This window comes from Nocardioides salarius, from assembly GCF_016907435.1.
GTDB classification, from domain to species: domain Bacteria; phylum Actinomycetota; class Actinomycetes; order Propionibacteriales; family Nocardioidaceae; genus Nocardioides; species Nocardioides salarius.
In genome coordinates, this window is the sequence record NZ_JAFBBZ010000001.1 from 2,453,300 (window position 1) to 2,465,449 (window position 12,150).

Genomic DNA, 12,150 nt, shown 5'->3' on the forward strand with positions numbered 1-12,150 from the left:
TGGTCGCAGCGATTGTGTCGTCGCAGGCCATGGCCGAGATCACCGATCCCCGGGTTCGTAAGGCCATGTTCATGACGGCGGAGGGCTACACGCAGCCCGACATTGCACGTGTTTTGGGTGTCTCCACCAAGGCGGTGGAGCGGATGCTCGCGCGTGCGCGCGAGGGTCTTCAGCGAAAGGGGCTGGGGTGACAAGCAAGAACATCAAGGCACAGGTGGAGCGCAGCTCACTGGGAACGCGATCGGCGAAAGCAGCGAGGCGGACAGTGTCTAACGACGTGTCCCGACGCATCGTGTCTAACGCAGCGAGCGGTCGCTTCACGGCGAAGAGTCCGAAGAAATTCGGGGGGTAACTCGAACTCTGGCACTTACACAGAGATGTCAGGCGGTCACAACGACCAACTGATGGAGCCCCGCAAGTGTGTGGCTCCCCAACCAGCAGGAGCCAGTCGAAGAGCCATCACGAGTCGCATCGAGAAGACTACTTGATGAAGCTCCTGCACGAGGTCCTTGGAGGGCCTAGTGGCAAACCGTAGTTCGATCACCGGGCGGTACATCAGCAACGCCGCCGCAGCCCGTCATCCCAAGACGTCGGTCCGTGAGGCCGGCGCCAATCGCAGTTCCGGGACGCACTACCGCAACGCTGGGTCCGGGGAGTTCATCACCCGCGCCCAGGCGGAGCGCAACCCCAAGGGCTCCCTGAGGGAGCAGGGCTGATCTAGCAGTACATCGGCGGGCGTCGGCTGGGGAAGCGGCGCCCGTCGTTGCTACGCGTCGGGCAGGTGGGCTTTGAAGACATAGGGCTTGGCTGCATCAAGCGCCTGATCAGCTGAGTACTCCGTGATCCTGGGCTTATTGAGAGCTGAGGTCACGACAGCGAGATACCAGCCAGCTTGGTTCTCGGCGGCCCTGATCTCGTTGGCCGTCAACAACACGATCGGTTGGGTGCCGCTGACGCCCTTCACCTCGGCACGAACAACCTCGCCGGTCTTCTTGTGGGTGAACGTGATGTCCCAGCCGACCTTGTCGGCGCTGACTTCCTTGTACTTCCAGTCGGTCCCGTAGACCCGGATCACCTCGGCCATGGCGATGGCTTCGACCACGGCGTTCTTGGCGGGCGAGCCGAACCCGGCGCCGTAGTCCGAGACGGTGACCGTCTCGTCGGATTCCTCGTCCGTCCAGTCCGGCAGGAGTGCCTCGAGTCGTTCAAGCTGGTCCTTCGACACCCACGACGGGTTCGACCCCTGAGGGGACCGGAAGACCTCCAGATCGTCGATGCCGGCGGCCTTGATGTCCTCGGCACTCACCGCTTCGCCGAAGAGCGGGATGTCGACCGGAACGAACATTTCGACTGCTACACGTGCGTCCCTGTCCAACCAGTAGCCAAGGTCGCTGAAGTATCCGTCCTGGTCCTCGGGTTCAACGGAACCGGTGACCCGCCCGACGCCCCAGATGCCTCGAGTCATGCGCCGACTGTTGCCGGAACGGAAGATGTCAAGCAGTCTGAGACACGTCTCGTCACGCGGTCTGTATGAGGGCCTCCGGTGATGGCTGGTTGATCCAGGCGGCCTGGGGGAGCTTCGGGGCCTGGGGTCGGCGGGTGCCGAACCGTTCGGGGTGAGCGGCGTGGGCTGCGTCCAGGGTGTGCTGCCGCTGGGCCCGGATCTCGGTTGCGGTGCCGTGGTGGACCGACGCGGGGGTGTGCAGCCCGATCCCGGAGTGACGGTGCTCGTGGTTGTAGTAGCCGAAGAAGTCCTCGCAGAACGCTCTCGCGTCGGCCAGCGAGCCGAACGCCTCGGGGAAGACCGGGGCGTACTTCAGGGTCTTGAACATGGCCTCGCTGAACGGGTTGTCGTTGCTGACCCGCGGCCGGGAATGGCTGCGGTCGACGCCGAGGTCGAGCAGCAGCTGGGCGACGGGTTTGGAGGTCATCGACGTCCCGCGGTCGGCATGGATCGCCTGAGGGATGCCGTGCACGCCCATCGCTTTCTCCAGCATCGTCTTGGCGATCTCGGAGTCCTCGACAGCCTGCACGGTCCAGGCCACGACGTAGCGGGAGTAGATGTCGAGCACGACGTAGAGCTGGAACCAGATCCCGCGCTGGGGGCCGCGGACCTTGGTGATGTCCCAGGACCAGACCTGCCCCGGCGCGGTGGCCAACAGCTCGGGCTTCGTCTTGGCAGGATGGGTGGCCTGCCGGCGCCGCTCGCCGGCCGCACCGTGGGCGCGCAGCAGCCGGTGCATCGTCGACATCGAGCACAGGTAGGTGCCCTCGTCCAGCAGCGTCGCCCAGGTCTGGGCCACCGACTTGTCGCAGAACCTCGGCGAGGTCAACACCTCCAGCACCTCGGCTTGCTCGGCCACGGTGAGCGCGTTCGGCGGCCTCGGACGCGACGGCTTCGGGCCGTGCAACCGAGGCTGCTTGGCGCGGTAGTGGCTGCCCCTGGGTCGTCCCAGCAGCTCACACGCCTTGGTCACCGAGGTCAGCTCGGCGAGCTCGTCGACGGCAGGGTTGATCACCGTCCGGGCGGCTTCGGCGTGCCCGTGCTCTCGGAGAGCGTCTCCAAGAGCGCGTGTGCTTTTCCCACGATGTCCAACGCGGCCCTCGTCCTGGCCAACTCGGCCTCGGCCTTTTCCGCACGGGCGCGCAACTGTTCGACCTCCCGATCCCGCTGCCGCTCGCGACGGTCCTTGGCCTGGGGGGCCAGCGCTGAGGCGGCGCCAGACTCGGCGGCCTTGCGCCACTCCACGATGTGGGAGGAGTACAACCCCTCCCGCCGCAGGATCGCACCGCGCTCGCCGCGGTCGGCGGCGTCGTAATCGGCCAGGATCTTCGCTTTGTACTCGGCGGTGAACGTGCGTCGCTTCGGACGGTCTGCTCTCGGGCTCACCACCCCATCATCGATCCGGGCAGCATCAGCCAACGTCATGGTCATCAGGTGTCTCGCTTCTCGCCCGTGCAGAGGGAAGGAACTCAGTAGCGGTGTCTCACCTCAGCCTGACGCACAGGGGAAACCCAGAGGATGATCTTGTCATTCGACGCCATCATGTCTGAGCGGTAGCCGGGTACGACGCTCCATGTCTCGATCGTTTGAAGGCCATCGTGGATAGCGCCCGGCAAGTCAAACTTCGTCTCAGGGTCGCACTTAATCACCCATGCCCCGAGGTTGTCTTCGGTGATCGTTCGCTCTGCCATGGATCGTTCCTACCATCGGCGTCGGTCAAGAGGCCTCACCGCGTGATCGAGACGTTGGGCTACACAGGTGGGTTGTCAGGCGTGAACTCGTCCGTATGCTCGCTCTGCACGAACCGAAAGACCGAGACGTCCTCCGCCGGAGGCGATCTCGATTCAAAGTGATCCGCCATACACAAGCGGACTTATGTAGCGAGGCCACCCGTGGACCTTGATCAAGTAATAGGCAACGTCGACCGGAGGGACGTCGCCTAACCACCAACAACCCGATGAAGCAGTGCGCGACTCAGACTCCGGTCCCGTGGTCGACGCGCTGTCAAGGAGTTGTTGAGCATGTCGGAGCAAGACGCGAACGAGCCCATCGAGACCAAGCACGAGACCCACGTTCACATTGAAGGGGACGGTGCCAAGTGGCTCGCCGGTGGACTCGTACTCATCGCCGGCGTCTTTATGGCTGGGCTTTACGGCATCGCCAAGCAGCCTGAGGGAGTCTCGAAGCTGGAAGCCATCGGCTCGTGGTTCCCATGGCGCAAGGCCAAGTCGAGTGAGCCTGACCCCCCGACCGAGCCGCCCGCTGAGATCGAGTAGCTAGACCCAGAATGCCCCCTCGGAGTGACAGCCGAGGGGGCTTTCGTCTGCCCGGCGGTGAGAGGGTCTACCCATGACGGATGACCTCTACGAGTCCGACTGCTCGGTGCATGGCCTTGATCCGCACGTCGTGATCCACGAGGCCGCCTGACTCGTGCCGCCGGGGTGTGTCACTGAGGGTTGATGTTGAGCGCGTCCAGGATCGCTTTGGCGGCTGGGGTGATGGGGTCCTCGGCGACGTGTTCGTGGCCGGCGATGCGGACCGTGATCTGCTGGATCGGTCGCAGGGTGGCGACGATCTTTCGGATGCTCAGTCCGGTGAGGTTCTGTAGGTGACGGGCGATCGCGAGGGCGGCGAACACGATCGTGAGGTGCGCCTCGATGGCCTCGCGGGTGTGGTGGAACATCGGCCGCGCAGCCAGATCGGTCTTCGACATCCTGAATGACTGCTCGACGTGCCATAGGTCGTGGTAGCTGCCGATCACCTCGGTCGCTGACATCAGCTCGCCCTCGATGTTCGTGACGTAGCCCTTCAACCCGACGAGGTCGCGCGCCCTGGCCAGCGAGGCCTCGTCGAGTTCGGTGGCGCCGTTGCGGTTCTTGACGAACCGCGGCGTCCTGGCGGCCTTCTCCCCGGCCACCACGGCACGGGCCTTGTTCTCCTGCAGCGTCAGCGTCGCGTTGTCACGCACGCCCCGCTTGCGGGAGTAGGCCCACACCGCTCGCCAGGACTTCGCGTGCACGGCCGGGTCCCAGACCGGCTCGGCCTTCACCTTCGGGTCGCTGACCTTGACCGCGGTGCCGCGCTGGTCGCGGGGGGTGATGGTGTCGATGATCTGACCGTCGGTGAACGCGTTGCCGTGCCAGCGGAAGTGGGACTCCAGATCCTTCGGCGCCTTGGTGACCCGCGATCCGACGATGAACCGCAGCCCGGCCTCATCGAGGTCATTCAAGTTAGACGAGGAGAGCATTCCGGCGTCGGCGACGACCACCATGTCCGCGATGCCGTGGCGCTCGGCGAACTGCTTGACGATCGGGATGATCGTCAAGGTCTCGGCCTTGTTGCCCTCGAAGCAGCCGATCTCGAGTGGGAACCCGTGCCGGTCCACGAGCAGGCCGACGAAGATCTGGGGGTCGACGCGGCGCTCCTTGCTGTAGCCGACTTTGCGGAGCTCGTCTTCCTTCTCTGCCTCGAAGTACAGCGTGGTCACGTCGTAGAGCACCAGGCTCACGTCGCCGTGAGTCGTGGCGTGGCTGAAGCAGGCAGTCGCGATCTGGCCCCGGTAGTCGTGGTCCTGGGTGCGCTGCAGCGCACGGAACATCGTGCGCAGCGAGGCCGATGCCACTCCGATCTCGTTCAGCACCCGCACGGAGTCGGCCTTCGAGGTCGGCTCGATGATCCGCGCCAGCACGAGTTGAGCGAAGGCCTCATCGCCGATGGCGTCGAACCCCAGCCGGGCGTACGCATCGCTCAGCGCCTGCCACAAGAGCCCCGAGCGCTTGCTCGTGATGAGGCCTGGCCGGTGCGCCACGCCTTCATCCTCGAGCCCGATGCCCTCGAGGTCGAGGGTCTCCTGACCCTCGTGCAGCCGCTGGCGCGCCTTGGCCATGAGCACCGCGAGCTCGGCGTCGGTGCGGGCCGTGCCGACGTGCTCGACCACGACATCGCGCCCGTCACGACGCTCCGCGATCTGCACCTTCGTGCTGCCCGACCGCCCCGGGGACCTCCGAACGAACACCACCGACCGGACCCTACCGAGACCCGGGGTGTGTCGATCAGCGCCGCCGCAACTCGCTCACCTGCAAAGGCACCGACGAGTTCCCCGATACACGGTCACGTGGCACGAGTCAGGGCAGGCTTGAAGCGCGCCTCGACGAGTATCTCGCGCCTGGCCGCGCGTGGAGAACGTGCGCTATTCGTCGATCTCGTCCGGACGCGGTCATTTCTGCTCAAACGCATGACATAAGGGCGCTCAGCCAGTAATCGCCCGATCCTCGCTATATTCGCGGCGTCGAATTCCGCGGTCTACGTCGTTGGCGCGGTCGCCTAACTCGACGGTGATAAGAGTGTCGCCCGCGTACGCGGGGCTTAGCTCGAGGGTGAGGTAATCGAACAGCTCTCGTTCATGAACTGCAATAACGACCTGACGCTTGAGTTGCTTGGCCAGTGTTCGGATCAGTGCGGCGAATTGTGCAACATGGACCTCATCCATCGCCTGAACCGGATCGTCGAAAACAAGGCACCGCATGCGCGGCTCGACTGCGAGGTGCAGTGCGATGAACAGTGAGAGCGCGGCGGTATTCAAGTTGCCTGCCGACAGCATCATCTGCGGCGGACCTCCCAGTTCACCGTTGCGCAGCCTCGTCTCTAATGAAACTTCAAGCGTCGTCTTTGTGGCTGACGGAATGCCGAACGCGGGAATGAACTCCTCACTGGGAGCTAAACGCATGAACAGGTCAGCCCACACGTTGTTGAGGGACTCCGTAAAAACGCGTTGGACGATGGTGGTGCGTGCCGCCGATGCTGCGTCATGGACCTCGCGCGCGACCCGTTGGCGCCGCTTCGCCTCCGTCACGCGCGACTCCCACTTCGACTTTCGCTCGAGAATTTCGGCCACCAGCGTCGTAAGGCGCTTGTGTTCGAGTTTGGCCGCGTTGAGCCGCCTCGCCCCTTCAGCAAGATTACGGCGAGCTACCTCGCGAACTTGTAGTGCCTCGATCGCCGCGGCCGACAGCTCGGAAAGGCGCCGGCAGGCCTGCAGGGCCGACTCCTCGAGGCCCACGGCTGTATCGAGATCGGCAGCGAAGCGGGCCAATTCGGCGTCGATGTGCGCATACTCGCGGTCGGCGGTCTCGAGTTGTTCGACGACGCGCCGAGCGTCCCGCTCGGCGGCGTTGACCGATTCACCTTCGCGAATGATCGGATCGAGCTCGTCGAATTGCCGGCCGAACGATTCCAGCAGCAAGCGCCGGCTCTCGAGGGCACCAAGCCCCTCGGCGTCGAGCACTTGCGCTGCGACTAGATTTCGAGCCTGTACGAGCTGGCCAACCTCTTGAGCGAGTTCGTCGCGTCGGCGGCGCAGTGTAGTGAGAGCGGCGCCTTGTTCAGCTAGGCGAGCGAGTTTGGTGTCGAGGTGGTCGCTTAGGTGCCCGATCCGGAGCTCGGCGAAGTCGCGGTCGCACACCGGGCACGTGTTGTCGGTGATGACTCCACTAAGCGTCGCCAGCCCCTCCACAAGCGTGGATGCTTCAACCTGTGCGGCAGTCAACTGCTCGGTCGTACCCGCCAAGTCGCGTTCGTGCGACGCAAGGAGCTGCTCGGCCGCGGTCTGTTCGCGACGCACTTGGTCTTGACGTGAGAGGAGCGAGGAGACCTTAGTCAGCTCGCCTGCAAGGCCTTCGGACCAGCCATTCGACAGATCAATGCCCGCCGAGGAAGCAGCGTCGGCCCACCGCAGAATGGAAGGCTGTCTGCGCTCCCGCCACGTAGCGTTCGCCGCGACGGTCTCGTCTAAGACGGTTCTCGCGTCGAAGAGCCGTTGACTTGTCGGTCTCTCAGCTACAGCTTCGATGCGTCCACGTAGCGCGGCGAGCTCACGGTCAACGTCTAGGGCACGGGGGAGAACAGGATCCGGTACACCGGCACCGTCCTGCGCCAACTCCAGCAACTGGTCGACGTCTGCTTCAGCAACATCGATCCCTGCAGCCGTCAGTAGTTGGGCAACTGCGGCTGTGGCTTGCTCGAACTCCCGCCCAGCGTTCTCCCGCGTCGACGAGGCTTGCTTGAGTTCGACACTCGCGCGCTTCGCGGTGTTGTCGGCCTCGGCCAGATTGGTTGCGAGATTCTTCAAGAGCCGAAGGTCCGTCGCGTCATGAAGTCCGCTTCGCAACGCGTCTAGGTGCTCGAGTCCGAGGAGTTCGTTCACGAATCGAGCGAGCAGTGACTCCTGCTTGCCGTCGCGCAACTGGTACAACTCCAGTAACCGACCGAGGGACGCTTGGTCGAGATAGCAGCGCTCACTGAAGAACCGCGCCAGGTCACGGTTCAGGGCAGGCTCCCCGGCCACTCGGCTTCCGCCCACAGTCATCCGCTCCATGAGAGACGGACGCAACGCGCTGGCGACATCCACTTGGACAGTTGCAAATTCCTGGCCCGTGAACGGCAGATGAGCCGTATAGCGGTTGTCTTGCCGAGCCATCGACTCAACGCGTCCCGTCAGCGCCATCTCGAGCGCGGAGAGGATGCTTGTCTTTCCGGTGCCGTTGGGACCGTGGATAAGGACGATAGGGGCATCCAACGGGATTGTCCGAGTGCCCTCGATCCGGCGAAAGTCGCTGACAGCGAGACTCGTTAGTGGCCATTCAGTCATCGATGCCCTCGCCTTCGGAGACCGCTGTGTCCACATAGTCAAGCAAGACGGTCCGGACTCGCTCTGGCCCACCGACTGCTGCATCCACAAAGCGCGTGTGCTCAGCCGTCGCATCTGGCCCGAGCACGGTGATCACCTCGCCCAGTGGATCGCCTCCGGTGTCCATCACCGACGGCAGCCGGATCGGCAACAGGACAGCGGCAGCGCGCTCCACCTGCTCGACCGTCGGGTCTTCGGTGTCGAGAATCAGGACTCGGGCGCTGCGTTCGAGATCCGACTTGTCAGATGCCGCCATCGGTCCCAAGACGATGACGGTCACGGGCCGCGGTGACTGTGCCATGTCCAGCGTCCTGGCTAGCACTCCCACCAGACGCAGCAGTCGACGGGCGGGCATCGACGAGGAGGCCACGACCACCAGGTCGTGGGATGCGCCGGTGCCGCGGGCCGCGGCCTCGAACTCGAACTCAACGCCTGCAACCGTCAACGGCTTCGCTAGGCGGAGGAAGTCTGCGCCCTCGAGAACTTCCAGGACAGTCTCCACGCCCGTCATTTGAACCCTCCCGCCATCTTGAACGCTACATACAGATCGTCGGCTGAGCCCGAATCATCGAGAAGTTCTTCGATGCTGAATCGTCCGACCCCGGTGCTGCCGTTGCGGCCGTACGCGGAACGCGGAGAACGGGTAGACCGAGGCACTTCACGATCAGCGTGGATCACGACCACGGCGGCGTCGAAATCGTGCGAGAGCTCCAGTTCCAGAGATTCGCGAGTATCCCGGACGAGAAAGACCTCCTGGTCGCCAGCACCTGTTTTCACACGGAACGATCCAGCCATGGGTTCGGGGGCCGCCGCCCAATCAGATGCGTGATGCCCTCGGCTGAGCATCGACAACGCGATCGCGAATCGACCGAGTGACGCTGCCGGGAAGTCCGGGCTGTGAGCTGCGCGCGCGACCGGAGAGACGGTCAACGGCATGTACGTACGATCGCCGTTGGCGGCCCGACCCTCACGAAACATCGACATCGTCGCGGTGACCGCACTGATTAGGGTGGGGAGAAACCCGCTCGGTTCCTCGCCTACAAGCGAACCGAGAGTCGTACGCGCCCTCCGAAGGTCAACCTTCAGCCGTGTGACGTCGGCCTTCGAGAGTCCGGGAGTCGGGACGTGTTCGGTCAGCGCGGCCAGCTTCTCGGTCAGAGTCCACAGCACCAGCGCCAAGAGGGTCGGCTTGGCCCAAGAGCCGAGTACGGCAGAAGAGACGATGTCGCCCTCGTTGTGATCGAAGTCGTCACCGTAGATGAACTGCAAAGCCATCTCGTGACGCGGCTGCAGGTTTTGCTCGCTCAGCACTAGCGCTGGGGGTTGGGCCGGCCAGTGGCGCCCCAGATCCTGGGCGGATGCGGCGAACATCGTGTGCATGTTCGCGTCCTGCAGCGAAAGACCTATGACCAGCGTATTGCGTTCACCGACCAAGGCCTGGAGCTTGTTTCGCATGTACGCGTTGGCCGGCTGCACTGACCAGCCGGAGATCTGCTTCTCCTGAGCGATCAGCATCGGTCGGTACTTCGTCTGATTTTCAACTGCGCGGATGGCGCATCCGTGGAACTTGATCAGCTCGCTGCGGCCACTCGGTCTACGGAAGTCCTCAGAGTCGACCACGACTCTCAGCACCTTGTCGGCATCAGGGCAAAGTTCGTGGACCGCCTTCTCGACGAGACCGTCCCAGTTTGAGGTAACTGCCGAGTCTACGACACCTTCGAGCATCAAGATCCCGATGCAGAGGTGCTCCACATCAGGTTCGATGTCACGGTTGCCGTACGTATTCGGCACGTCCAAACCCGTCCACATCAGGTAGTCAGGCTCTTCGTTTGCGACTCGAACGCCCAGAACCTGGGAGTAGTTGTTGACTAACGACCGCACAAGGTCGCCTTCGACCGGCCACTTTTCAACCGGCACCGTCAGGTCCAACGCTGCTTTCGCTTCGTGGGAGAGCGATGAAAGCGCCAGCACCTTGTTGAGCGCTGCCTGGAACCGACAGTCGGGGTCCGCAGGGTCGATCTTCGACCGGAGCAACTCCAGCACAGCCCGTACAAGGTCTGGCACCGGCGGCATCCGGTCTCGCGAGATGCCCGACCCCAACCACAGGACGTATTGACCGGTCGCGAATGCGTCCGCAAATTCTGTGAACCGGCTCTCGAACCCGGCGAGAACCTCAGAAGTCGTGTCGGCGGGGGGAGGGTTCACTTGGACATGCTGCCACGTGGGGAAGTCGCGCGTGACACAAACTGCATCAAGCGACTGTAGATGAACTTCCCGGTCAGTTGCGGAGCCCTGGGACGCGTTGGAACCTGCGTCAATCTGGGCGAACTGGGCTACCCGCACCGGGGCGCGTCAGCTCGGACCCATCACGCTTCCGACGTCGATCGCCAGCGCCCCGAGCACGGCCCGCGCCGCGTTGCGGCCCGGCCGCCCGGAGACCGAGCCGCCGGGGTGCACGGTGGCGCCGGTGAGGAAGAGGCCGGGCAGGTCGGTGTCGTAGCGCTGCCAGCCCGGCACGATCTCGCCGTCGCTGGTGCCGTCGAGCCAGAACTCCCCGCCGTGGCAGGAGCCGCCGATGTTCTGCGGGTTGTGGGCGGCCACGTCGAGCGGTGACTCGCAGCGCATCGAGAGGATGTCGTCGGGCTCGAGGCCCGCGCAGCGCCGGCGCACCAGCTCGACCAGGCGGGCGCCGTAGGCGTCCTTGACGTCGGCCCAGTCCTCGCCCGAGGCCAGGTCGTGCGGGGCGATGGTGAGGATCTTGAAGGTGCCGCCGCCCGGGGCGCGGCCCGGGTCGACCGCGGTCTGGTTGACCACCAGCAGCCACGGGTCGTCGGTCTCCAGCTCGCCGCGCGCGTGCTTGTCGAGGTGACGGGCCATGCCCTCGCTGGTGCCGTAGCCCGCTGCCGCGCTGGCGATCCGCTCGGGGCCGAACGCCAGGTCGGCGCGCAGCGCCGCGTGCACCGCGAAGACGCTCAGCCCCGGGCGCCACGCCTCGCGCGCCGCCACCAGGTCGGGGGTCGCCTCGACGCCCTCCAGCATCCCCGCCAGCTGCGCCAGGTGGCCGCCGGCCACCAGCGCCCGCCCCACCCGCACCGCGCGGCCGTCGGCCGTGCGCACCCGTCGTACGCCGTCGGCGTCGGCCTCGACCGCCGCCACCGGCGCGTCGCAGACCACCCGCCCGCCGTGCTGCTCGAGCACCCGCACCAGCGCCTCGGGCAGCGCCTGGCTGCCGCCGACCGGGGTGGTCCAGCCGAAGTCGATGCGCCCCGCGGCCAGCGACGAGGGCAGCGCCCCGGTGCCGGGGCGGCGCGGGTCCTGGATGGTGGCCATCGCCATCCACACCATGAAGGAGCGCACCACCGGGTGCGTGAAGCGCTCGTGCACCACCTCCCACGCCGAGCGCTCGCGCAGCGCCAGGTAGGCGCGGGTCGTCTCGTCGTCGGGCTGGGGCAGGTGCGAGCTCCACCGCCCGTGCGCGGCCCCCAGCCCCGAGCGCCACTCGGTGACCAGCGCGCGGAACGCCTCGGCGTCGGCGGGGGAGTAGCGGGCCAGCTCGGCGCAGGTGGCGTCGAGGTCGGGGTGCACCACCAGGGGCCGACCTTCTGGTTGTGGCAGCACGACGGCCGGGTCGGTGGTGAGATAGGTCAGGCCGTGATCGGCGAGCAGTCCGAGCTCGTCGTCGCGGATCAGGGGGTTGTTCTGGATCAGCACGTGCGCGCTGCTGCACGAGTCGTGCGCGAAGCCCGGGAGGGTCAGCTCCTCGGTGCGGGTGTTGCCGCCGACGCCCGGCCCCGCCTCGAGGACCAGGACCTCCAGCCCGGCACGCGCCAGGTAGGCGGCGCAGACCAGGGAGTTGTGGCCGGCGCCGACGACGACCACCTCGGCGTGCTGCGGCAGGTCGGTGGACATGGTGACGAGGCTGGCATGGGCCACAACCGATTGCAACGCATTTGTGACCTGG

At 65.4% G+C, this 12,150-nt stretch carries 10 protein-coding genes; 2 read left to right on the plus strand and 8 right to left on the minus strand.

Annotation, left to right across the window (positions count from 1 at the left end; translation table 11 throughout):
- Positions 1-29: 29 nt before the first annotated feature.
- Entirely contained in the window at positions 30-191 is a 162-nt protein-coding gene (locus JOE61_RS11750) for a sigma-70 region 4 domain-containing protein (RefSeq protein WP_193671193.1), read from the plus strand.
- Positions 192-766: 575 nt separating this feature from the next.
- Here JOE61_RS11750 and JOE61_RS11755 read toward each other — a convergent pair.
- The 3 genes from JOE61_RS11755 to JOE61_RS11770 form a co-directional block, all read right to left on the minus strand.
- Complete coding sequence (locus JOE61_RS11755; protein WP_193671194.1) at positions 767-1,465, minus strand: protein NO VEIN domain-containing protein; 699 nt, start codon at positions 1,463-1,465, stop codon at positions 767-769.
- A gap of 52 nt (positions 1,466-1,517) precedes the next feature.
- A protein-coding gene (locus JOE61_RS11760) for an IS3 family transposase (RefSeq protein WP_372440070.1) occupies positions 1,518-2,935 on the minus strand; the annotation gives its coding sequence in 2 pieces (ribosomal slippage) (positions 1,518-2,695 and positions 2,695-2,935; 1,419 coding nt in all).
- A 38-nt stretch (positions 2,936-2,973) separates the two neighbouring features.
- Positions 2,974-3,195: a hypothetical protein gene (locus JOE61_RS11770; RefSeq protein ID WP_193671200.1), complete on the minus strand. Its 222-nt coding sequence runs from the start codon at positions 3,193-3,195 to the stop codon at positions 2,974-2,976.
- 330 nt (positions 3,196-3,525) lie between these two features.
- On the opposite strand from JOE61_RS11770, the gene JOE61_RS11775 reads away from it, so the two are divergent.
- Complete coding sequence (locus JOE61_RS11775; protein WP_193671199.1) at positions 3,526-3,780, plus strand: hypothetical protein; 255 nt, start codon at positions 3,526-3,528, stop codon at positions 3,778-3,780.
- A 170-nt stretch (positions 3,781-3,950) separates the two neighbouring features.
- Here JOE61_RS11775 and JOE61_RS11780 read toward each other — a convergent pair whose 3' ends face one another.
- The 5 genes from JOE61_RS11780 to JOE61_RS11800 form a co-directional block, all read right to left on the minus strand.
- Positions 3,951-5,522: an IS1634 family transposase gene (locus JOE61_RS11780; protein WP_204797225.1), complete on the minus strand. Its 1,572-nt coding sequence runs from the start codon at positions 5,520-5,522 to the stop codon at positions 3,951-3,953.
- A gap of 231 nt (positions 5,523-5,753) precedes the next feature.
- On the minus strand, positions 5,754-8,234 hold the full coding sequence (locus tag JOE61_RS11785) for an AAA family ATPase (RefSeq protein WP_307822965.1): 2,481 nt from the start codon (positions 8,232-8,234) through the stop codon (positions 5,754-5,756).
- The gene (locus tag JOE61_RS11790) at positions 8,143-8,700 is read right to left on the minus strand and encodes a hypothetical protein (RefSeq protein WP_307822966.1); all 558 of its coding nucleotides are present in this window, start codon (positions 8,698-8,700) and stop codon (positions 8,143-8,145) included. The genes JOE61_RS11785 and JOE61_RS11790 overlap by 92 nt, the downstream gene beginning before the upstream one ends.
- A complete protein-coding gene (locus JOE61_RS11795) occupies positions 8,697-10,394 on the minus strand; it encodes an SIR2 family protein (RefSeq protein ID WP_193668411.1) in 1,698 nt (565 codons plus the stop codon). Before JOE61_RS11795 ends, JOE61_RS11790 begins: the two co-directional genes overlap by 4 nt.
- Before the next feature lie 147 nt (positions 10,395-10,541).
- A complete protein-coding gene (locus JOE61_RS11800; RefSeq protein ID WP_193668410.1) occupies positions 10,542-12,098 on the minus strand; it encodes a phytoene desaturase family protein in 1,557 nt (518 codons plus the stop codon).
- Positions 12,099-12,150: the final 52 nt, after the last annotated feature.